17 protein-coding genes and 1 tRNA gene are annotated in these 21554 nt (G+C 36.3%); 4 read left to right on the forward strand and 14 right to left on the reverse strand.

Annotated elements, in window-relative coordinates:
• The first annotated feature begins 199 nt into the window (after positions 1 to 199).
• The gene (locus SAGCYANO_RS09675) at positions 200 to 340 is read left to right on the forward strand and encodes a hypothetical protein (protein ID WP_202219880.1); all 141 of its coding nucleotides are present in this window, start codon (positions 200 to 202) and stop codon (positions 338 to 340) included.
• 782 nt (positions 341 to 1122) lie between these two features.
• Positions 1123 to 1605 (forward strand): PleD family two-component system response regulator, encoded by a 483-nt coding sequence (locus tag SAGCYANO_RS09680; RefSeq protein WP_202219881.1) that lies wholly within the window; start codon positions 1123 to 1125, stop codon positions 1603 to 1605.
• Positions 1606 to 2353: 748 nt separating this feature from the next.
• Here the strand turns inward: SAGCYANO_RS09680 and SAGCYANO_RS09685 are convergent.
• On the reverse strand, positions 2354 to 3259 hold the full coding sequence (locus SAGCYANO_RS09685; RefSeq protein ID WP_202219882.1) for a glutaminase: 906 nt from the start codon (positions 3257 to 3259) through the stop codon (positions 2354 to 2356).
• A 396-nt stretch (positions 3260 to 3655) separates the two neighbouring features.
• Between SAGCYANO_RS09685 and SAGCYANO_RS09690 the strand changes: the two genes are divergently transcribed.
• Positions 3656 to 4336 (forward strand): SDR family oxidoreductase, encoded by a 681-nt coding sequence (locus tag SAGCYANO_RS09690; protein WP_202219883.1) that lies wholly within the window; start codon positions 3656 to 3658, stop codon positions 4334 to 4336.
• A gap of 422 nt (positions 4337 to 4758) precedes the next feature.
• On the opposite strand, the gene SAGCYANO_RS09695 is transcribed toward SAGCYANO_RS09690, so the two are convergent.
• The 11 genes from SAGCYANO_RS09695 to SAGCYANO_RS09735 all read right to left on the reverse strand — a co-directional run bounded on the left by SAGCYANO_RS09695 (position 4759) and on the right by SAGCYANO_RS09735 (position 14935).
• Positions 4759 to 4840: transfer RNA gene (locus SAGCYANO_RS09695), tRNA-Leu, on the reverse strand.
• Positions 4841 to 5133: 293 nt separating this feature from the next.
• Positions 5134 to 8454 carry an ammonium transporter gene (gene amt, locus SAGCYANO_RS09700; RefSeq protein ID WP_202219884.1) on the reverse strand — a complete coding sequence of 1107 codons (3321 nt, stop codon included), beginning with the start codon at positions 8452 to 8454 and terminating at the stop codon, positions 5134 to 5136.
• Positions 8455 to 8964: 510 nt separating this feature from the next.
• Positions 8965 to 10308, reverse strand: a complete 1344-nt coding sequence (locus tag SAGCYANO_RS09710) for an RNA-guided endonuclease TnpB family protein (protein ID WP_202219886.1) — start codon at positions 10306 to 10308, stop codon at positions 8965 to 8967.
• A gap of 470 nt (positions 10309 to 10778) precedes the next feature.
• Complete coding sequence (locus SAGCYANO_RS09715; protein WP_202219887.1) at positions 10779 to 10940, reverse strand: hypothetical protein; 162 nt, start codon at positions 10938 to 10940, stop codon at positions 10779 to 10781.
• A 344-nt stretch (positions 10941 to 11284) separates the two neighbouring features.
• Complete coding sequence (locus SAGCYANO_RS44475; RefSeq protein WP_237396018.1) at positions 11285 to 11494, reverse strand: hypothetical protein; 210 nt, start codon at positions 11492 to 11494, stop codon at positions 11285 to 11287.
• A complete protein-coding gene (locus tag SAGCYANO_RS44480; RefSeq protein ID WP_237396019.1) occupies positions 11470 to 11730 on the reverse strand; it encodes an IS200/IS605 family accessory protein TnpB-related protein in 261 nt (86 codons plus the stop codon). The genes SAGCYANO_RS44475 and SAGCYANO_RS44480 overlap by 25 nt, the downstream gene beginning before the upstream one ends.
• Positions 11717 to 11842, reverse strand: a complete 126-nt coding sequence (locus SAGCYANO_RS47455) for a hypothetical protein (RefSeq protein ID WP_255502517.1) — start codon at positions 11840 to 11842, stop codon at positions 11717 to 11719. The genes SAGCYANO_RS44480 and SAGCYANO_RS47455 overlap by 14 nt, the downstream gene beginning before the upstream one ends.
• Positions 11843 to 11976: 134 nt before the next feature.
• A complete protein-coding gene (locus SAGCYANO_RS44485; protein ID WP_237396020.1) occupies positions 11977 to 12177 on the reverse strand; it encodes a hypothetical protein in 201 nt (66 codons plus the stop codon).
• A gap of 144 nt (positions 12178 to 12321) precedes the next feature.
• On the reverse strand, positions 12322 to 12513 hold the full coding sequence (locus tag SAGCYANO_RS09725; protein ID WP_202219936.1) for a hypothetical protein: 192 nt from the start codon (positions 12511 to 12513) through the stop codon (positions 12322 to 12324).
• 236 nt (positions 12514 to 12749) lie between these two features.
• Complete coding sequence (locus tag SAGCYANO_RS09730; protein WP_202219888.1) at positions 12750 to 13679, reverse strand: peptidoglycan-binding protein; 930 nt, start codon at positions 13677 to 13679, stop codon at positions 12750 to 12752.
• On the reverse strand, positions 13679 to 14935 hold the full coding sequence (locus SAGCYANO_RS09735) for an RNA-guided endonuclease TnpB family protein (protein WP_202219889.1): 1257 nt from the start codon (positions 14933 to 14935) through the stop codon (positions 13679 to 13681). The genes SAGCYANO_RS09730 and SAGCYANO_RS09735 overlap by 1 nt, the downstream gene beginning before the upstream one ends.
• 88 nt (positions 14936 to 15023) lie before the next feature.
• Here SAGCYANO_RS09735 and SAGCYANO_RS09740 point away from each other — a divergent pair, with 88 nt between their 5' ends.
• A complete protein-coding gene (locus SAGCYANO_RS09740; protein ID WP_202219890.1) occupies positions 15024 to 15203 on the forward strand; it encodes a hypothetical protein in 180 nt (59 codons plus the stop codon).
• Positions 15204 to 15722: 519 nt separating this feature from the next.
• Here SAGCYANO_RS09740 and SAGCYANO_RS09745 read toward each other — a convergent pair.
• A complete protein-coding gene (locus SAGCYANO_RS09745; protein ID WP_202219891.1) occupies positions 15723 to 17261 on the reverse strand; it encodes a carboxypeptidase M32 in 1539 nt (512 codons plus the stop codon).
• A 1038-nt stretch (positions 17262 to 18299) separates the two neighbouring features.
• Positions 18300 to 20663, reverse strand: coding sequence for a tetratricopeptide repeat protein (locus SAGCYANO_RS09750; protein WP_202219892.1), 2364 nt, complete (start codon positions 20661 to 20663; stop codon positions 18300 to 18302).
• Between the last annotated feature and the right edge of the window lie 891 nt (positions 20664 to 21554).

Consider the following 21554-nt stretch of genomic DNA (forward strand, 5'->3'; position numbering starts at 1 on the left):
TAAATACCTTACTTGGAAATTGCTATGAAGGAAGAAGGAAGAAGGAAGAAGGAAGAAGGAAAAATATTGTGTTGTCTGAATTTTAAGTTTTTCATCTTTCCGCACCCTTCCCTTCTACTACTATATTCAAAAAAGTCAAAGTAAAAAGTGGTGTATAAAATTTGAGGAGTTAAAGTAAATACCTTACTTGGAAATTGCTATGAAGGAAGAAGGAAGAAGGAAGAAGGAAGAAGGAAGAAGGAAGAAGGAAGAAGGAAAAATATTGTGTTGTCTGAATTTTAAGTTTTTCATCTTTCCGCACCCTTCCCTTCTACTGCTATATTCAAAAAAGTCAAAGTAAAAAGCGGTGTATAAAATTTGAGGAGGTAAAGTAAATACCTTACTTGGGAATTGTTATGAAGGAAAAAGGAAGAAGGAAGAAGGAAGAAGTAAGAAGGAAGAAGGAAAAATATTATGTTGTCTGAATTTTAAGTTTTTCATCTTTCCGCACCCTTCCCTTCTACTGCTATATTCAAAAAGTCAAAGTAAAAAGCGGTGTATAAAATTTGAGGAGGTAAAGTAAATACCTTACTTGGGAATTGCTATAGCGTTTCTCATCCTAATTAGGTACACTTATCTTTAATTTATTTGTGTACTATTCCCTATTCCCTGTTCCCTAAAAACAAGGAATTTTGTACCTCATGCTTCTTGGGAATTGCTATAAAATTCTACTAATTACTTAAGTATTGAAGCTAGACTGAAGTATAGGATTATTTTTGGTAATTGGTATAAATACTCTAAATTTTCACCTCAATACTCAATTTTTTCTAGCTAATTAACTCCTAGCTATAAAAATTTCATCATAACTTCACAAATTTTCGGTAAAACTTCTAATATTTTACTAATAATGTGTATTATAGTTATAGGCATATACGATTGTATGCTCTACCAAAAAGTTCTGAAACTAGGTTAATAAGATTAATATCTTCTTAGTTAAAAATTTCATTGTTAACTGAATCGATTGATTTAACCTGCAATTGGGAACACAGTCAGGAGTGCGAGTATTAAATTACCTAATTCAGAGGTGCTGAATCTACACTTCAATTAAGTTCGGTAACTATACACTAGCTTCATTATTTAATCATGATCAAAAAAACAGTCTTAATAGTAGATGACTGCGAGGTTGTCAGAAAACTATGTTCATATATTCTTACTAAGATGGGATTGAGTATTATACTGGCAAGTAATGGTTTAGAAGCACTAGAAAAAATTAAGTTAGAACATCCTGATTTAGTACTTTTAGACATTATTATGCCAAAAATGAATGGCTATTCAGTTTGTCGTCAAATTAAATCAGAGCCTAAAATTATGAATATACCTGTAGTTTTTTTCTCTAATAAAAACGAAGAAGTTGATGTCTATTGGGCCATGAAACAAGGAGCTAATGGTTATATGAGCAAACCTATAAAAAGATCTGAGTTAATGGCAATAATGGCAAGGTTTAATATCATTACAAATATCAAGAACAGATATAGCGACCAGTTTATTTATAAGCAGGGTTGTGTCAGAATTTTTTCCCCAGAAATAGAATCTAAGTCGAATTGTTATGAATTCTGCCCCATTTAATTTGCCGATAAATTTCTCAAAAGATTGACGGTTAATTAATTCAGTAAAGATTACTTCAGCATTTAGATTTAAAATATTAACAGTGAATTAAATGCTTGAAGAAATAAGAAATAAAGGAAGATAATTGGAGAGTTTTTATTGTTGAAAAATTTACAGGTGGGAGCGACTCAAAATGAATTTTAAAACCCTAAACACACTTTTCTATGTTTTTTTGAGCTAGAGAGCGGGGGAGTAGAGAGTGGGGAGTGGGGAGTGGGGAGTGGGGGAGTGGGGGAGTGTTAATTAGGACTTGTACCAATTTGAAAAAAGAATGTTACGAATAGTTATGAGGGATAAAAAGACAAATGCAAGAGATATCCCTTTGATAAAAAAGATAATTTACGCCCTAAAAAATGGTATTAAAGCAATTCCCATACGACTCCTGACTTCCTGCACGGTCGGGGTTAGGGGTGGGTTGACTCCTAAGAAATACCCTAGATATTTGTAGCAAACATTTATCAAATTGCTATTACCGATAGAATCTCAAAGCATTTACAGATAAAGGCTTTAGTATTTTTTTTATGGAAAAAAGTACCTGGTTTTCGGTGTCTGAGAGCTACAAAAAGTGAGCATTTTGGGCAAGAGTTGGGCAGAAAAATCAAGGGACAAAACATCCAACTACCTCCTCTATAATTCCCATTTCTCCTGACTTCCCCTCCACCGGAGGGGTTAGGGGTGGGTTGACTCCTGACTCCTGACTCCTCCCCTTTTAGCAAAAGACACTTAAATGTAAATTTTGAGAAATTAGTTCTAAAAGAAATAAACCTGCTACAGAATTTCCTTGCTTGTCTAGAGGAGGACTATAACAAACAATTATTCCTGTACTAGGAACTACTCCCAAAACAATTCCACTTACACTAGACTTAATCGGAATTCCTATTTTTACAGTATAACAACTTGATGCTTCATACAAACCACAGGTAGTCATTAGTGCTTTAACTGCACAACAGTGTTTTTTCCACTTAGAATTAGGACCTTTTACTAACAACATTCCTAAATTAGCTAAATCAAAGATTGTGCCAGATAAACAACAAATTTGATTATAAGTATCTAAAGCAATTTTCCAGTCTTGAATATAACCAGCTTCTACCAATTTTTCAGCGATCGCTTGATTATTCTGATTAGGTAAAGACCTAACAGAAGCTAATATATTTGTATCTAAAAATAATTGACATTTTCCATACTCGTTCAGCCAAGAACAAAAATTTTCACAGCGCTCTTGAGCAGTATTTCCTGGTAGTAACGATGATAAAGCGATCGCTCCACTATTAATCATTGGATTTCTTGGCCATCCACCGTCAATTTCTAGTTGTTCTAAAGAATTGAAAGGCTTTTCTGAAGGTTCTATTCCCACTCTTTTAAATACAAAATCACTGCCAAATTCACATAATAAATATAAGAGCAAAAAAGGTTTAATTGCACTCATTAGAGGCAATTTTTTTTCTACATTACCTAATGAGGTAATCTGATTTTCAATACTTTGTAAAACTATGGCAAAATCATTAGGGTTAGCTTCAGCAAGTGAAGGAATATAAGTAGGTAAATTACCTAGTTTTGTTTGAATTAATGCTGTTTCTACCCAGGCTGATAATTGTTGTTCGTCAATGGCTAACATTCTAAAATTATTATCGGGTTTTATTATTGTTATCTTTTTATTTTGGGTTTAATTACCGAATAATTGAGTTTTAAAGCCTCTCCTTTAAAGGATAAAAAAGCGGTAGAGGGATGGCGAAGTATCCTCGCCATATCCATGAGGCAAACAGAAAAGAAAAAATTTTCCTTAAGGATAAATCTTCTTTTTTTTAAGGAGAGGTAATTGTTAATTATTAATTGTTTAACCGCCGTCTACATGGTGTTTGCAATTGCTTGGGGTTTGTAGACAGGAAGTGGCGTGTCGAAGACTATCCCTATCCACTTTTTCCTTCTTCCTTCTTCCTTCTTACTTCTTCCTTCTTAAATTAGAACGGAGTTTAATTATAATGAGAGCTAAGTAAAAAAATATATATACTCGATGAAAAAGATAATTGTTATTACAGGGGTTAGCCGTGGTTTAGGTAGAGCTATGACCGATGAATTTATTAGATTAGGTCATACTATTATTGGTTGTGCTCGCTCTGCATCTGCTGTTGAAAAATTAACTACTCAATATGGTAATCCACATCAGTTTACTTGTGTGAATGTAGCAGATGAAAAATCTGTGCGAGAGTGGGCAGCTAAAACATTAGGTAATTATTCACCGCCAGACTTATTAATAAATAATGCCGCCATAGTTAATCAACTTGGGTCTGTTTGGGAAGTTGATAGTGAGGAATTTTCTCAATTAATTGATATTAATATTAAGGGTGTAGCAAATGTGATGCGTCATTTTCTCCCTGCTATGATTTCTAGAAAGAGTGGAATAATTGTTAATTTTAGTTCTGGGTGGGGACGTTCCACTTCTCCACAAGTGGGGCCTTATTGTGCTTCAAAGTGGGCAATAGAGGGTTTGACCCGTACTTTAGCCCAAGAGTTACCGTCAGGAATGGCCGCTATTCCTCTTAACCCTGGAGTTATTCATACTGAGATGCTTGATGTCTGTTTTGGGGAGGCAGCAAAGTCCTGTACTCCTGTGCAGTCTTGGGTAAAGAAAGCTGTTCCTTTGTTGTTGAAGTTGAAACCTAGTGATAATGGAATGCCTTTAACTGTGTCTTGAGTCTGATATTTCTAGAAAGTGGCATATTCAAGAATTTAGAATTTAGAATTTAGAATTTAGAATTAACTCTTCTTATAAAGTAAGAGGATTGGTTAAAAGGATTTTGTTTCTTCTCTTGGTCTCATGGATATGGCTCTGAGACCCCCTCTTATCAGAGGCGCTCCGCGCTCCGCCATCCCACCCTTCGGGAAGCTACGCTTTTTCCTAGGTCATGCTCCGCAAACATGTCGCGTAGCGTTAACGTAGTTATGCGAAGCAAAACGACCGCTTTTTTCTCCATGAATGCAGAGGCTTTATACCTGAATTTTTCGGTAATTATTTCTGTAACTCAACAGTCTCTGATGAGCAGCTCAACTTGGATTAAAAATGAGAGAATTTAAGTTTTTTTCAGACTTTTCAGCTTTCTTCCTTCTTAAATTAAATGCGGATGAAGGGACTTGAACCCCCACTTCCGAAGAAACTAGAACCTAAATCTAGCGCGTCTACCAATTCCGCCACATCCGCATAATTTCAATATAACACACAAATCAGAAATTTTTACAATAACTGACAATTTTTTATCTTTTCTTTTGCGAGTTTAATACCCCGCCGTCATTTCAGTTATCAGTTATCAGTACCTCTTGCAATAAGGGGGCTTGAATTTAGAATTTAGAATTTAGAATTTAGAATTTAGAATTCTGACTTTTCCCTTTAATTCTGACTTTTGACTTTTGACTTTTGACTTTAATTCTGACTTTTGACTTTAATTCTGACTTTTGACTTTTGACTTTAATTCTGACTTTTCCCTTTTCCCTTCCTCAATATAACTCTTTTTTTCCCTGCAAAAGATAAGCCTTCATGTAACCCTTGCCCTTAATATTTATAAATCCCCGTTCCACAAATAAAAATTTGTGCTGTAGAATCTGATAGATATCTTCTGTCACTTGTATAACACCTGGCATACCATGAGACTCCATACGACTAGCAATATTCACAGTATCACCCCATAAATCGTAGATAAACTTTTTACGTCCAATTACACCAGCGACTACTGGGCCAGTATTTATACCAATACGGATATTAAAGTCTTGTTCCTGTTCATCAGAAAAATGAGCTACTTCCTCGATCATATCTATAGCCATTAGAGCGATCGCCTCAGCATGATTTTCCATTGGGTCTGGCAACCCACCCACGACCATATAAGCATCTCCAATAGTTTTAATTTTCTCCAAACCATATTTTTCTGCGAGTAAATCAAATCTGGAAAAAATCTCATTTAACCAATAAACTAATCTTTCAGGAGTGGCACGACCTGCTAATTCAGTAAACCCTACTAAATCTGCAAATAAAACTGTAACTTCTGCGAATCCTTCTGCAATTGTACTATCTCCTTCTTTTAATCTATCAGCAATAGGTTTAGGTAGAATATTTAACAACAATTTTTCTGACTTTTCTCGTTCTAAGAGCAAAGCTGTTTCTACTTTTTTACGTTCAGTTATATCACGACAAAGAGCCAAAATTAATTTACCATTTCCTGCTTTTAATAAACCCAAACGTATTTCTACAGGAAAAGTTGTATTATCTTTGCGACGATGAATTCCCTCTATAGTCATTGGTCTGCCAACAATCAAATTTTTCCATTTTTTAGGAAACTCTTGAGAGACAAAATTTTCTTCAATATCTTCTACATATAAATTCAATAATTCTTGACGAAAATATCCCAAACTTTTACAGGTACTTTCATTTACATCAATAATTTTTCCTTTTAAATCGTGAATAATAAAAGCATCTGCTGCTTGTTCCATTACTGCTCTAAATCTTTCCTCACTTTCTCGTAATGCTGCCTCTGCTAATTTTCGCTCAGTAATATCTCTTAAAGCTGCCACTCCATTTTGATTACCTCTGTATAAAAAAACCTTAGATTCAACTTCTAAAGGAAAAGTTGAACCATCTTTTCTCACTCCAATTACTTCATAAGCTTTTTCCGAACCAGAAGTCATTTTTTCAACTACTAAATCGTGGTATTCTGGAGCGATTAATTGCCATCCATCCATACCCACCATTTCTGATAACTCATATCCAAACATATTGGCAGCAGCGACATTTGTATCCATGATTTTTTCTTGTTCATGGATAATAATTCCTTCAACGGTAGCTCTAGATAAACTCCGAAACCTTTGCTCATTTTCCTTGAGCTTTATTTCTGATTCCTTTCTATCTGTAATATCTCTAAAAGTTCCTGTGTAGAAAGTTTTTTGATTAAATTTTACTTCCCTAACTGCAATTTCCATTGGAAATAGAGAACCATCTGCACGGACACCAACTAATTCAAAAAGGTTTCCACTGTTAGCAATTTTAGATATCAGTAATTCTATATAATCATTTTGTCGAACGCTTTTTTTTTGTTGCTCCAACTCTGTTTGACTATCTATTAAATTCTCATCTAGTAAATGCAAAAAACTAGGAAAAAAATCTTGCCAATTTTCTGGCTGAATATCTGGCAACTCAAAGACATAAAAATAATTTTTACTTTCTAAACTTTGAGAGAAGATCGAATCTGGATTAACCCATAATTTTAATGGTTCTACTCTTAACTCTTCTGATGCCATTAATAAACGATCAGCATCCATTTTTTCCATAGTCAATGGATTAATAGTAAAGTCAAATACTTGATAAATAGGCTTCCCTACTAAATCTTGATTTTTGTAGGCAAAAATTTTCTCACCACTAGGATTTATACTAATAATTTCTAGCTCTGGTTTAGTAAAAGTAATAATGGCATCTGTCGCCACTTTAATAATGGCATCATTTCTGGCAGTAACTTCCTCCAAAGCATCCATTACCTGATTGTAGCGATCGGCAATTTGACCTACTTCTGTAAAAGGTTCCACAGGTACTCGCAAACTTAAATCTTGCGTACTAGCTTGAGAATCCATTACTCTAAATAAATCTAATATTTCTGTTTTAGCTTGATGCTCCGAAACATTTAAACCAATACGTTCATCTGCTTCTGAAACTCGGAAGAAATAAAGCTTATTTGTAATAAATAAAATTGGATATACCAAACAAAATCCTAATAAAAAAGCTGCAAAAATTCCTAATAGCTGAACTGTCAATTGTTGGCTAAAACTAAGACCAGTATCTAAAACCTCTGCCTTCCCAAAAAAAGCTACAGCTAATGTTCCCCAAATACCCCCACCCAGGTGAACTGGAATAGCTCCAACAGCATCATCGACTCGAACTTTTTCTAAAGCTTGCTCTACCAACATAGTGACTATGGCAGCAATAACACCAATGAAAATGGCAGAAAAAGCTGTAACAGCATGACAAGCTGCTGTAATGCCAACTAAACCAGAAAGAGTACCATTAATTAGTCCCTCAACACTGGGTATTCCTCTGATATACCAAGTAATACCAAGAGTAATAATCATTCCTGCTGCACTAGCAAGAATTGTATTGACAATAATACCTGCTACTTGTTCGTTTAATGCCAGGGTACTTCCACCATTAAACCCAAACCAACCAAACCAAATCAGCATTGCCCCCAAAACTGATAGGGGTAAATTAGAACCATGAATTTTTTCTGGTGGACGACCGGGAGGAAATCTACCTGTTCGAGGACCAATAACTAATAAAGCTGCTAGAGACACCCACCCACCAATACTATGAACAACAGTCGAACCTGCGAAGTCAACAAAACCATTATGTCCAAGCCAACCTATTAATATACCAGTATCAACTCCATTCCAAACCCAATGACCAAATATGGGATAGACCAAACCTGAAACTAGGGAGGCGACGAATAAATAGGAGGCATACTTCATGCGTTCAGCTACTGCACCAGAAACGATGGTGGTAGCTGTACCACAGAACATTACTTGAAATAAAAAGAAGGCTGCGTCAAAAGCTTGTAGATCGGTTGCCAGGAAAAATTTACTATGGCCAATTATTCCAGAAGATGAAGCCCCAAACATGAAAGCAAATCCAAAACTCCAAAAGCAGGTAACTGAAATACCAAAATCTGTTAAGTTTTTAATGGCAACGTTAATGCTATTTTTTGACCTGGTGAGTCCAGACTCTAAACACATAAATCCAGGCTGCATGATAAATACTAACCCAGAGCAAAGTAATATCCACAAAATATCAATTGGTTCGTAGGTAGATTGAGATGAGGAAGTGGATATATTTTTCAGTCTAAATTGATTTTTCTAGGAATAACAGTTAGAGTTTTATGGGAATTTTGGGGTTCTATAAACTGTAATTCTGGGGATTTGTCAAAGCAAAGATTTTCTAAGTCTGAATTATAAATTTGCTGTATTGTACTTTCTTTTATTTGATTTGATAATTGATGATTTTGTATATATTTATCTATTAGTGACCCGTGTAAAATAGTTAATGCTAGGGTCAGGAAAAATAAAATAATCCCTAAAATGGATTTTCGATGCATGGCTTCGGGTCTTAGACTTTTATTTGGTTGGTTTTGAAGAGGAAGCCTTGGGGATAATGGCTATTTAATAAAGCAAATATTTGAGGTTTGGCAAAGCAAAATATTTTAAATCTTTGACATCCTCCCGACGCTGCTCTACGAGACAGCGCGGGATTCCCATCCATCAATCAAACAGACAGTAGGGGCGAACGGCCGTTCGCCCCTACAGGAAAGATTCAGGGCGGGTTGACGACTCACTGACACGAACATCCTTTTTAGGGGATGATTTACCACGTCTCCTCGTCCGTTTAATTGTCTCCGGTTGACCCTCGGCGACTTCATTAAAAAGTGATAATTGTACAGACGTTTCTACTACTTTTGTTTTCGCTGTTTCCACCTTGGTTTTCGGTTGAACAACTTCTAAAATATTTACAGCAGCGTTGACATCTCTATCGTGAAAAGTTCCGCAATTGAGGCAAGTCCACTCACGGACATTTAGCTCTTTCTTTCCTCCCTTAAAGCCACAAAAACTGCATTTTTGGCTAGTAGGCTCCCATCTGGAAATGACTTTAAACTCTCTACCATACTTTTCACATTTAGCCTCAGTTATAGTTCTAAATTGTCTCCAGCCTAAATCACTAATTGCTTTAGCCAATTTGCGATAGCGTAGCTCCTCCGTAGGAGGCTTTTTAACCATGCCAGAAACATTCAAATCTTCCAGTACAATAACATCATACTTTCTAACCAAATCAGTTGATAACTTGTGTAGAAAATCAGTCCTAATATCTTTAATTTTGGTATGTTTGCGCAGCATTCCGTAGGAAAGTTTACCGATTTTTAGTCTACGTTTTTCACGACGTTTACTGCCTGATTCAGTTCTGGCAAATTTACGCTGAAATTTAGCTAACTTTTTGAGGTTGTTTTTCAGAGGTTTTGGAGCATTAATTTTGTCTCCGTTACTCAAAGTTGCAAAAGTTGAAATACCTAAATCAATACCTATTGATTTGCCAAGCTTTGGTAAATGTTCTGCACAAGTTTCTACAACAAAACTAGCAAAGTAACGTCCTGCACTATCTTTAATTATAGTAACTGAACTAGGTTTACTAGCCAATGGTCTAGACCAAACTATTTTAATTTTTCCTACTTTTGGGAGATAGATTTTATCTGGACCTACCTGATAATTTTCACCTACAAATCTTGCAGTTTGTCTAGATTTCCTGGACTTAAATAATGGTGGCTGTACGGGCGAACGGCCGTTCGCCCCTACACCTTTACGCTTACCAGTACAACTATTAAATAAATTTTTATATGCCTGGTCTAAATCTTTTAATGATTGTTGTAGTGGAGTGGATGCCACTTCCTTTAACCAAACTAATTCTCGTTTAGCTTTAGTTATGAATTGTTTAGTTAAATCAACATAACTTGGTTTCTTACTACCATTAGCATACAGTTGATTACAATGTGCTAATGATTGATTCCAAACATATCGACAACAACCAAATAGTTGATTAATGCGCGTTACTTGTATATGATTTGGATAGATGCGATATTTGTATCTTGCTTTCAATGTTTTTACCTATTACTCACACTCTTCGTATTACTATAGTATTGGTTGGCATTCATCCCGACACCAAATCAGAGATTATGGTGCGGGTATAAATGCCAACATTCAGATAAATATATAAATTTGTGGAGAATTTTTCACTTGATTCAACTTAATTCTCAAGTGAATTAAATCTATAATGTTTAAGAATATAGAATTATTGGTATGAAAGTTAGTTAATTGGTATAACTTATGTTTTACCGAATAATTAAAGTTTAAAGGAGAGGCTTTACAGGAGAAACAGCGGTCGAGGGATGCGCCATATCCAATCGACCAAGAATCGACCAAGAGAAGAAAAAATTTTCCTTTTATTCAATCCTCTTCCTTTTAGGGAGAGGTAATTATCAATTATCCATTATCAATTATTAATTATTGAAAGTATGGTTTATAATATTTTTATATCACCATATCATATTTTGCGCCTAAAATAGTTTTTACATTTGATATATGAAGATAAAATTAGATATTTGACGTAATAGGAAATAGAGGAAGATCGTAGGCAAATTTTTTCTTCTAGCAAAAATTTTTATCCAATATAAAACAAAGCGATCGACAATTTTTACTTTTTCGCCGATCGCTTTATATAAAGTAGGCATATTTTTGATCAAACTATCTTTTTTTTCTGGATTTAATACCCCGCCTTCTGCACGGTGTTTACCATTAGTTGATATATGAGTCCCTATTCACTTTTTCCTCTCTTGGTCAGCATTCCGCAAGCGAGCTGGTGTCATCGCGGGGTCGCACCGCTTCTTCTTTCTTCCTTCTTCCTTCTGATTTATTCAAGATTAGATAGGCAGTTTATCCTCAGAAATTGACTACTCCCCGGACTCAAGTCACGGGGAAACAAGCGCAGATACTACGCAACAGGATAAATCCATGTTGCTCCGTTTTTTCGAGCGCTGACCAAAGATACACTCTCTGGGGGCAAGTCAAAGTGCCCCTACACAGTCGGCTTAAGTTTAACCCTAGCTTTGCGGCTTACTTTTGTGATGATATTTGCAGCCCCATTACAGTCTGCATTAATCAAGCAATTATTACCACTTCTATACAAACCACGCTTTATTCTTTTTCCTGACGGTTTCCAATCATTGGGTTTCTCACCATAATTAGGTAGATTTTCACCATCTAAAAATGAAGGGGCGAATGCCATTCGCCCCTACAAGTATAACTCTCTTCTGTTTCTATCAATATTATTCCATATTCATAGCATAATTGAGCTATTCTTTCTTTGAGTCTAGCTGTGGGAATTGGTACAAATTCTGAATTGCTTTTTTTTCCTAATTCTATTTGATTTTTCTGACCTTTATTCCAACCAAATACAATTGTACCAATAGAATTTTTTAAACAATGATTAATTACTATTCTGGCTGCTTTATTTATACCCAAATCGGATTTGGCGGTTACGCTTTTCTGTAATTGCAGCTAGTTTATTTGACCAAAATCCAGTCGGTTGATTTTCTTTAATAGTTGATACTTGTTTGTTATACCAACGATTCATTGATTTGAGATGTTTACCATCCACAACCCGCGCTTGTACCTACATTAGATACACAGGTCAACCAATTATTTACACCATGGTCTATTCCTAATACATTGTCTTGATTTAATTGAGGTTTAATTACCACTTCTTTTTCATAGACACGCTTCCCAATAAAAAAATCTATTTCTGGGTAATATTCTCAGTTCTTTCAGAGATGAAAATTCTAGATTACTCGGCATTGGAATTAAAAAGCTATCTAGACCAAACCAGCGTTTACAGGTATTACCTAGTGGTACTCTAATTTTATTATCTTTAAGCTTTAATGCTTGCTTGGGGTAACTTACTGTAGCCATTCCCCCTTTTTTTCTGTAGTTAGGAATCCTTGGTCTTTCTGATATTTTCCCTTCATTATAGGCTTTTATTAAACCATCCTGAAGACCTAAATGATTCAGCTACAGTTCTCAATATTTGTTGTGCTGAAGAGCGAATATAAAACTTTATAGTGATTGTTCTTTTTGTAGACTAATTCCTGCGTCAAACTTGCCCAGAGTTTTGTAAGACTTAAAAAATAATTGCCGACCATAATATATTCCCATGTTAGTGAGCTTGTGAGACTGTTCACATAAGAATGTTAAGATAGCAATTAATTCAGGATTTTTACTTACTAAAACTTGCTGGCAAGAGTACATTTGAAACGAGGTTTGGATGGCTTACCCCTGAATAATAATAGCATAGGACCACTTTAGTTGTCTAGTCTAAACGACTCGGTTGTTTTCATCCCCGGTTCAAACACGGGGGCCTTCAACGTGGCTTTTCGGTCAAATAAAATACATCTCCTTAAAATCCGACTCCTAGCCTTTCATCCATCGCTTAAAAGACGATGGCTTTCATGCTCCCATGTTATTTAGGTAAAAGTTTGAGTCATTTATTTCTGCTTGAAAGCTTGCCAAGTCTTTCGATCCACTATCCCATTAACCTTAATTCCCTTATATTTTTGAAATGCTTTAACTGCTCCTGTAGTTTTTCTGCCAAACACTCCATCAATTGGACCTGGATTAAAACCCATTGTTTCTAGACGCATTTGTAAGGTTTTAACTTTAGACCCCTTGTCTCCTTTTGCTAATATCTTTTCTACTTGGATGGGTGGGTTTTGCCTTGAGATGGATGGTTTTTGTCTTTGAGGTCTTTGAGTATGTGGACGAGAGGCAAATGAGGGTTTAGCCAGAGATGTCCAAGTAGCTTCATTAACTATACCTGTTACATCTAAACCCACAGACTTTTGAAAAGCTTTTACTGCTTCTCTGGTGCGAGTGCCAAACACACTATCTACAGCTCCAGGGTTGAAACCTCTAGCTTGCAAACGTCTTTGTACTGCCCAGACTTCTGCTCCTCGAGAACCTTGTGATATATTCTTTTGATTATTCTGTTTTTGAGGTGCACCTGAATAGAATGGTTTGGAGAATAATTCAGGTTGAGCAGGTTTACCTAAAGTTCTGATATTTCTACCAATAAAGGGTATCCGAAAGTTTTGATTTTTCTGTCTTTGCCACAGTTTAATTCTGTTAGTATCTTTTTCAGCAGAAGTGGCAGTCTCTAAATTAGACTTACCAGTTAAATCTTCTTTTTTTTCTGTTACTAAAGATTCTGTTTTGTTGGAGGCAACAGCTTTGGCTTGAGTAAAAGTAAACAGGGCTACTAAACTTAATAGAGTAGTAATAGTAGGGATACGCATAATAATATTGTTGTGATGATTACTTAGTTTTGGCTTAAAAATCCTGGCTCTCTCTTCAATATTTGCTGATGTTTGCAGTTCTGGTTTGAGCTGAAATTGAACGGGAGTGACATACTCCCACACTAAGCTGGCCCTATAGTGTGGGCTTCTCGTTTCTCAGCCCCGGTATTCCGTCGGGCTCCACGAGCTTTAAGGACGGAATGCCCTACCGCCCTATTTTTGATATTTATCGCTGCATTTAAGTCGCGGTCAATCACAGCACCACAATGTGGGCAAGAATGAGTTCGTATGTTTAATTCTTTCTTGACTTTTTCACCACAATTTGAGCAATCTTGGCTAGTATTTTTGGGGTTTACTGCTATAGTCTTCTGTCCAGCATTTCCGGCTTTGACAGTTAAAATAGTCAGGAATTGTCCCCATCCTGCATCGTTAATTGATTTACTCAAACGAGTCTTTGCTAGCCCTTTTATATTTAAGTTTGCCTCCGGCACGCCGCGCTCCGCGTCTACATGGGCAATAACTTCTGCTTTTGATAATAATTCATTGGCTGTTTTGAAATGAAAATCTTTACGTTGATCGGCAACCTTTTTATGTTGTTTCGCTACAGCTTTAACAGCCTTTAACCATCTTTTGCTGCCTTTTTTCTTTCGAGATAAACGTTTTTGTAGAGTCTTTAATCGCTGCTGAGATGAGCGATAGTATTGAGGTATGGGGACAGATTCTCCTTCACTTGTTACTAAGAATTCCTTCAGTCCCATATCGATTCCCAGAGTATTTTTTAATGTAGGTTCAACTTTACTTGTCGAAGTTGGAACTGATTTGTCTTCTAGGGATAAAGTCACATAATAACCATCTGCTTTACGACTAATAGTTACTGTTTTAATTGTCAACCCTTCTGGTATTGGACGATGCTGAATTAACTTTACTTTTCCAATTTTGGGCAAACTAATTTGATTTTCTTCTATGCAGTCAAGTTTGATTTGAGGATAAGTAAAACTGCGATAACGCCCTCTTCCTTTAAACCTTGGTTTCCCTAATTTATGTCCATTTTTATCGGCTTTAAACCATCTATCAAAAGCTAATTTCACTCGTTTAATGCAATCCTGTAAAACTTGAGAATGAATTAGCCTGTAGTCAGGAAACTTATCCTTGGTATTGACCAAATCTCGTTTTTGAGAGTAATAATTTGGATTATCTCTTAGTTGAGGAATTGGCATCACCAAGGGACAGGCGTTAACTGGACAACGGTTTTCTGACCACCACGAGAACCTTTCACCCAACCGATAGTTGTACTGCCGACGCAACAATTCCAACCACATTTCTATTGTGGCTATTTGGTATGAGTTGGGCCTTAATTTATATTGGTAGGCAGTGCGCATGGTGGAAAATTTTCGGAGTTATTGCAAGATAATCATATAAGTTTTTCAACCAGGGTGAAGGCTTTTGCTGGGATAGTATGCAAATTGAATGGGCATCGAACTCATTCAATTTGCTGCCGATTCAGCTAAAATTTTAACCATCTGTATAATTAATATTAACATCTTTAGTAGGAAGAAGGAAGAAGGAAGAAGCAAGAGGGAAGAGGGAAGAGGGAAGAAGGCATTTAGTTACAACAGATTCGGTCTCATAACAAAGTACAGATATTAACAATTAAACATTCCCAGCGCCTACATCTTGTCCGGAACGGGTGTAACTCACCGAAAAATTTGGGTTGTTACTCCTCCTCTTTTTAAGAGTTTTAAGAGGATAAAAAGCGGTTGAGGGATGGCGAGGAGACCTCGCCATATCCAATCAACCAAGAGAAAAGAAGATTCTGTATTTCAAGCCTCCTTATTGCAGAGGTACTGACAACTGATAACTGTTAACGCAGTTCCTCCGATAGGAGGCTAACTGATAACTGAAATGACCGAAAAAGTGGGTTTCAAGCCTCGCCCTTCAGAGAAGGAAAAACCTGGCGTTTTCTGAGTTTTAAGCTGTAGAAAGAAGAGGGAAGAAAACGTTTAGTTATCTACCAGAGAAGGAAAAATCTGGCGTTCTTCCATCTTCCATATTCCTTCTGCTATAGAGTTAAAATTGAAGAATAATCAAAACAAAGAAATGTAGAAAATATTTCGATTATTTCCAAAATAATTTTAACTTCAATTCCTTGTTTAAAATTTACTTCCCTCAAGCAACAAGAGCTAATTTAAGAGAATAGATGTCACTATATTTATTTTGAATGTAACGAATAAATGGGTCAATACTTAAAGATTTACCTGTTACTCTATCAATTAGTTCATTAGCAGTATATTTGCGACCATGTTGATAAATATTATGCTTCAACCATTTATGCAAAAGAGTAAAATTACCTTGTTCAATAGCAACAGTAATTTCGGGATTAGATTTCACTGCAGTTTCATAAACTTGAGCAGCAATTAAATTACCCAAAGTATAGCCTTGAAACATTCCCCCAATCATTTCACCATACCAATGCACATCCTGCATTACTCCCTCACTATCATTAGTGGGAACTATACCTAAATCTTTTTTGTAGCGTTCATTCCAAGCTTCGGGAAGGTCACAAACAGCTAACTTACCCTCTAACATGGCCAACTCTAAATCGAATCGAATCATCACATGGAGATTGTAGGTTACTTCATCAGCATCAGTACGAATGGGTGACTGAACAACCTTATTAACTGCCCGATAAAATTCTGCAACAGAAACACAACTGAGTTGTTTAAGAAAAATACCCTGTAGTTGGGGATAAAAACATTCCCAAAAACCTCGACTACGTCCCACCATATTCTCCCATAATCGGGATTGACTTTCATGGATACCGCTTGAAGTTCCTTCAGCAAGGGGCGTTCCTTCTAATTCTAGGGCAATACCTTGTTCATAGAGAGCATGGCCTACTTCGTGGACTGTACTAAATAGAGCTTCGGTAAAGTTATTTTCATACACGCGAGTGGTAATACGGACATCTCCAATGGAAAAGCTAGAAGTAAAGGGGTGGGGTGTTTCGTCTTGTCTACCTCTTTGAAAGTCGAACCCAATACGGTCTATGACAGTACGTCCAAATTTTAGTTGTTGTTCTTTTGGGTAATATTGGTGGAGGTAAAAATTATTAACGGGTGGACCGGAGGTAATGGCATCAACTATGGGTAATAATTTTTGGCGTAGCTTGCTGAAGAGAGGGCGAAGTATGGAGACTGTCATGCCTTCGTCTGCAAAGTCAATGAGAGGATCGGCAATATGTTTGTGGGGGAAAAAGCAAGCTAGTTCTCGACTTAGGTCTAATGTTTTTTCTAAGTACGGTTGTACTAGGGAAAAGTTTTTGAGAGATTTGGCTTTGACCCATGCTTCGTAGGCGGTAGTTTGATGTTGGCAAAATTTGGCCATAAATTCTGAGGGGACTCGGATGGCGCGCTCGTAGTCTCGGCGAGTAACACGGATCAAGCTAGCTGCGGTGGAGTCGTAGGGGAGGCTTTGTTCGTAGGGGCGGAGGTCTTCGAGGAGTTGACCTATGGATGGGTCGATGAATTTTTCATGGGCAAATTCTTTGAGGGTGGCTATTTGTCGGCCCCTGGCGGAAGTTCCTCCGGTGGGCATATATGTGGTTTGGTCCCAGTTTAGTATGGAGGCGGTGGCTTCTAGGTCTCGTATTTGGATGAGACGGTTTTTTAGTTCTAGGTATTTTGGTTCACAAGTACTGAGGGTTGACATGATGACTAGATGATTTTAGGATAGTAGATTTGTTTAATGTTCTTACTTGTTAGGTGGGGTGTTATATAACGAAGTCAGAAGCTAGAAGTCAGAAGTCAGAAGTTAGAAGTCATCCCTAACTGGGTTTGAGCATTTAGGAATGTCCTAAGCTTTGCTTCGACTGCTGTATTAGTCAATAAATATAGGGAGTATTCTGGTTGGTTCTATTTCAGTATATTAAAGTTTTTACTTTTGTTCTATGTTTGATGAATTTAGGCTGTGAATTTTAAGAGAAAATTAGAGGTGTTTTGTTAATTTCTCTACTGTTTTTTTTGACTATCTAATCTAGCAATTATCATGCTGCTTAGGTAGAAAGTTTTGGGTTTTAGGGAATAGGGAATAGGCAAAGAAGAATAATGAATATATCTAATATCATGTCTGTTTAGTTACCTGTAATCAAAGTTTTATGTGTCGATATCCCCTCAATTCCCTCTTGTAAAGTTATTAGCTGCTTTTTTCAAGGGTGGAAAATTATATCATGTCCGGTAGCATCGGTATTGTAAGCGTGAAGGTAAGGAAGAAGGAAGAGAAAGGAAGGCTTAAAAGCATGAAAAAACGTAAATTTCCTGTAGATATTCACTTTTGGTTTTACACAAACGCGCCCCAACGGATATGATATTATTAGCTCCTCTTTTCAAGGGTGGAAAGTTATTAGCCCCCCTTATCAAGGGGGGTTGGGGGGATCTAGATTTATTACGCTGAATTAATGCAAGTTGATATGAGAAAGTAAGGAGAGAGAAATATTCTTTTTTCTTGATAAGTTTGGAGTGAGTTTTTTGTGTGGCGATCGCTTATTTAGGAAAAAGGGAATAGGGAACAGGGAACAGGGAGAAATAATTGATAATTTATTGATAGGAATTGATTGGATTTTTAGAGATTTCTATTAGTCTGAATTGAATAATCCCATCATACAGCCGTTTTTATTTGGATAGACCACAGTAGGGGCGAATGGCATTCGCCCTACAGGGTTTTGGTTGTGACGTGAGGTCATTTCAGTTATCAGTTATCAGTTATCAGTACCTCTTTTTCTTCCTTGCTTCTTTCTTCTTCAACTGTCTGAGAAAGTAATATTTTTATCTGAGGATTTTCTAATAATTTTTCTGCATCTGCTAATAGTTTATCGCTCCAAAGTTCTTCTTTGAGCCGTTGCAAGCTTCCCCAATTTTTGTCTAATTTTAATGCCGTTTCAGCCATTGATAAACCTGCTGAAATTTCACCTTTTTTGTATAGTGCTACTCCTATTGCTAATTGAGGTTCTAAATCTTGGTTATTTATTTTAATGGCAGCTTCCCAGTTTTTTATAGCTTCATCTATCTTTCCTATTTCATACTTAACTAAGCCAAGGTTAATAATAGAGCTTTTATAATCAGGTTGAATTTCTAGAGATTTTTCATAAGCAGCTATTGCTTGTTGATAAAATTTTAGCTGTAAGAAGGTATTGCCTTTACCGAACCAAGCATAGTGATAGTCTGGTTTAATCTCTAGAGCTTTTTCATAAGCAGCCAGCGCCTGTTCATATCTTTCTAAATTTCTCAGTGCATAACCTTTTTTTCTCCAAGCATAATAATAGTCTGGTTGAATTTCTAGAGCTTTTTCATAAGCAGCAACTGCCTGTTCATATCTTTCTAAATTTTCTAATGCAATGCCTTTACCAGACCAAGCATAATGATAGTCTGGTTTAATTTCTAGAGCTTTTTCATAAGCTGCCAGCGCTTGTTCGTATCTTTCTAAACAAAACAGTACATTGCCTTTATCATGCCAAGCATAATGAGAGTCTGGTTTAATTTCTAGAACTTTTTCATAAGCTATCAGCGCTTGTTCATCTCTTTCTAAACAAAACAGTGCAATGCCTTTATCATACCAAGCATAATGATAGTCTGGCTGAATTTCTAGAGCTTTTTCATAAGCAGCCAGCGCCTGTTCATATCTTTCTAATTCTTTCAGTACATTACCTTTACAATACCAACCATAATAATAGTCTTGTTTAATTTCTAGAGCTTTATCGTAAGCAGCAATTGCCTCTTCATATCTTTCTAATTTTCTAAGTGCATAGCCTTTACCATTCCAAGAATAATGATAGTCTGGTTTAATTTCTAGAGCTTTATCGTAAGCAGCAATTGCCTGTTCATATCTTTCTAAATACTCTAATGCAATGCCTTTACCTAACCAAGCATAATGATAGTCTGGTTTAATTTCTAAAGCTTTTTCATAAGCAGCAATTGCCTGTTCATATCTTTCTAAATTTCTAAGTGCATCGCCTTTATTATCCCAAGCATAATAATAATCTGGTTTAATTTCTAAAGCTTTATCATAAGCAACAATTGCCTCCTCATATCTTTCTAAATTTTCTAATGCAATGCCTTTACCAGACCAAGCATAATAATAATCTGGTTTAATTTCTAAAGCTTTATCATAAGCAGCCAATGCCTGTTCATATCTTTCTAAATTTCTCAGTGCATCGCCTTTATTATCCCAAGCTTCATGAAAGTCTGGCTTAATTTCTAGAGCTTGATCATAAGCAACAACTGCCTCTTCGTATCTTTCTAAATTTCTCAGTGCATTTCCCTTATTATTCCAAGCTTCATAATTATTGTATTGAATTTTTAATGCTTCATCACAAGCTAATATTGCTTCTTCATTGTGCTGAAATTTTCTATCCAATAAAGCCTTTATCACCAACAAATTAGCTTTTTGTTCACCAGGAAGTCTCTCATCATCAAGCAAACTTTTAATTCTCAACCATACATACTTACGCTCTTGCCTTGTAAGTTCTTTATAATCATCTAACTTTTTTGCTGAAACATCTAAAGATTCTTGTCGTAAATATTCCTCATTCATAGGAAACAGAAATAACCCAGAACGCCAATCAAAAAAATCTGGCGCACGTTTAATCAAGTAATCTACAGCAAACCTTGGTAACAGAAACACAAAGCAAATATCAAAATCATCCCTAAATCTTTCTCGCTGCTGATTCAAATTAATCAAAACAGGAGGTACTCCCCTTCTACTAATAGAAATAATCTCATTACTATCCCAACCCCTTTCCTTCATCTCCTCCTCATATTGATAGAGAGAATATTCCAAACCAGTCACAAACAAAACATCAATCTCTGCTAAATTTGGCAATTCCTTTACCAGACTATAAAAATTATAAGTAGTCTTATCCAAACGCAAAACTTCCACCCTTTCTTGAGGAATATCCTGCCGAATTTTTTCAATAATTTCCGTTCCCTGTGGAGGCGAACATTCTACAAACAATAAACCAAAACCTTCAATAAACCTGACAACATTCAATAGGTCTTGATATTCCTCAGCAAAAGTTGACTGTATATCCTCTTCCCAAACAACTTTTTCTCCCTTCATTGCAGCAACTCCTTATAGTAGTTTTCATTAACATAAAATATAGAGATTTTCGCTTAAAAGCAGAAGGCAGAAGTTTTGTAATCTACTTTTGTAAAAACCGCTATAAATTTGAAAATTTCTGTTATTAAAAATTATTTGGTGGATAAAAATTTACGATCCCCCTAAATCCCTCTTGAAAAGGGGGACTTTGAAACTTCCCCCCTTATTAAGCAGTTCTCCCTTTTTTAAGCATAAGCAGTCCCCTCCTTATTAAGGGGGGTTAGGGGGGATCTAAAATAGAATTTCTCATAAAGATGAGTTACATTTACGATCCCCCTAAATCCCTCTTGAAAAGGGAACTTTGAAACTGCCCCCTTATTAAGCAGTTCCAACTTTTTTAAGCATAAGCAGTCCCCCCCTTATTAAGGGGGGTTAGGGGGGATCTAAAATAGAATTTCTCATAAAGATGAGTTACATTTACGATCCCCCTAAATCCCTCTTGAAAAGGGGGACTTTGAAACTTCCCCCCTTATTAAGCAGTTCTCCCTTTTTTAAGCATAAGCAGTCCCCCTTATTAAGGGGGTTAGGGGGGATCTAAAATAGAATTTCTCATAAAGATGAGTTACATTTACGATCCCCCTAAATCCCTCTTGAAAAGGGAACTTTGAAACTTCCCCCCTTATTAAGCAGTTCTCCCTTTTTTAAGCATAAGCAGTCCCCCCCTTATTAAGGGGGGTTAGGGGGGATCTAAAATAGAATTTCTCATAAAGATGAGTTACATTTACGATCCCCCTAAATCCCTCTTGAAAAGGGAACTTTGAAACTTCCCCCCTTATTAAGCAGTTCTCCTTTTTTAAGCATAAGCAGTCCCCCTTATTAAGGGGGGTTAGGGGGGATCTAAAATAGAATTTC

It is taken from the genome of Okeania sp. KiyG1 (assembly GCF_014132355.1).
Classification (GTDB): domain Bacteria; phylum Cyanobacteriota; class Cyanobacteriia; order Cyanobacteriales; family Microcoleaceae; genus Okeania.

Coding starts and splice junctions, on each gene's coding strand:
- SAGCYANO_RS09675 (WP_202219880.1), top strand. CDS start 200: ATGAAGGAAGAAGGAAGAAGGAAGAAGGAAGAAGGAAGAAGGAAGAAG.
- SAGCYANO_RS09680 (WP_202219881.1), top strand. CDS start 1,123: ATGATCAAAAAAACAGTCTTAATAGTAGATGACTGCGAGGTTGTCAGA.
- SAGCYANO_RS09685 (WP_202219882.1), bottom strand. CDS start 3,259: ATGTTAGCCATTGACGAACAACAATTATCAGCCTGGGTAGAAACAGCA.
- SAGCYANO_RS09690 (WP_202219883.1), top strand. CDS start 3,656: ATGAAAAAGATAATTGTTATTACAGGGGTTAGCCGTGGTTTAGGTAGA.
- SAGCYANO_RS09715 (WP_202219887.1), bottom strand. CDS start 10,940: ATGCCTACTTTATATAAAGCGATCGGCGAAAAAGTAAAAATTGTCGAT.
- SAGCYANO_RS44475 (WP_237396018.1), bottom strand. CDS start 11,494: ATGGCATTCGCCCCTTCATTTTTAGATGGTGAAAATCTACCTAATTAT.
- SAGCYANO_RS47455 (WP_255502517.1), bottom strand. CDS start 11,842: ATGAATCGTTGGTATAACAAACAAGTATCAACTATTAAAGAAAATCAA.
- SAGCYANO_RS44485 (WP_237396020.1), bottom strand. CDS start 12,177: ATGGCTACAGTAAGTTACCCCAAGCAAGCATTAAAGCTTAAAGATAAT.
- SAGCYANO_RS09725 (WP_202219936.1), bottom strand. CDS start 12,513: ATGTACTCTTGCCAGCAAGTTTTAGTAAGTAAAAATCCTGAATTAATT.
- SAGCYANO_RS09735 (WP_202219889.1), bottom strand. CDS start 14,935: ATGCGCACTGCCTACCAATATAAATTAAGGCCCAACTCATACCAAATA.
- SAGCYANO_RS09740 (WP_202219890.1), top strand. CDS start 15,024: ATGGGCATCGAACTCATTCAATTTGCTGCCGATTCAGCTAAAATTTTA.
- SAGCYANO_RS09745 (WP_202219891.1), bottom strand. CDS start 17,261: ATGTCAACCCTCAGTACTTGTGAACCAAAATACCTAGAACTAAAAAAC.
- SAGCYANO_RS09750 (WP_202219892.1), bottom strand. CDS start 20,663: ATGAAGGGAGAAAAAGTTGTTTGGGAAGAGGATATACAGTCAACTTTT.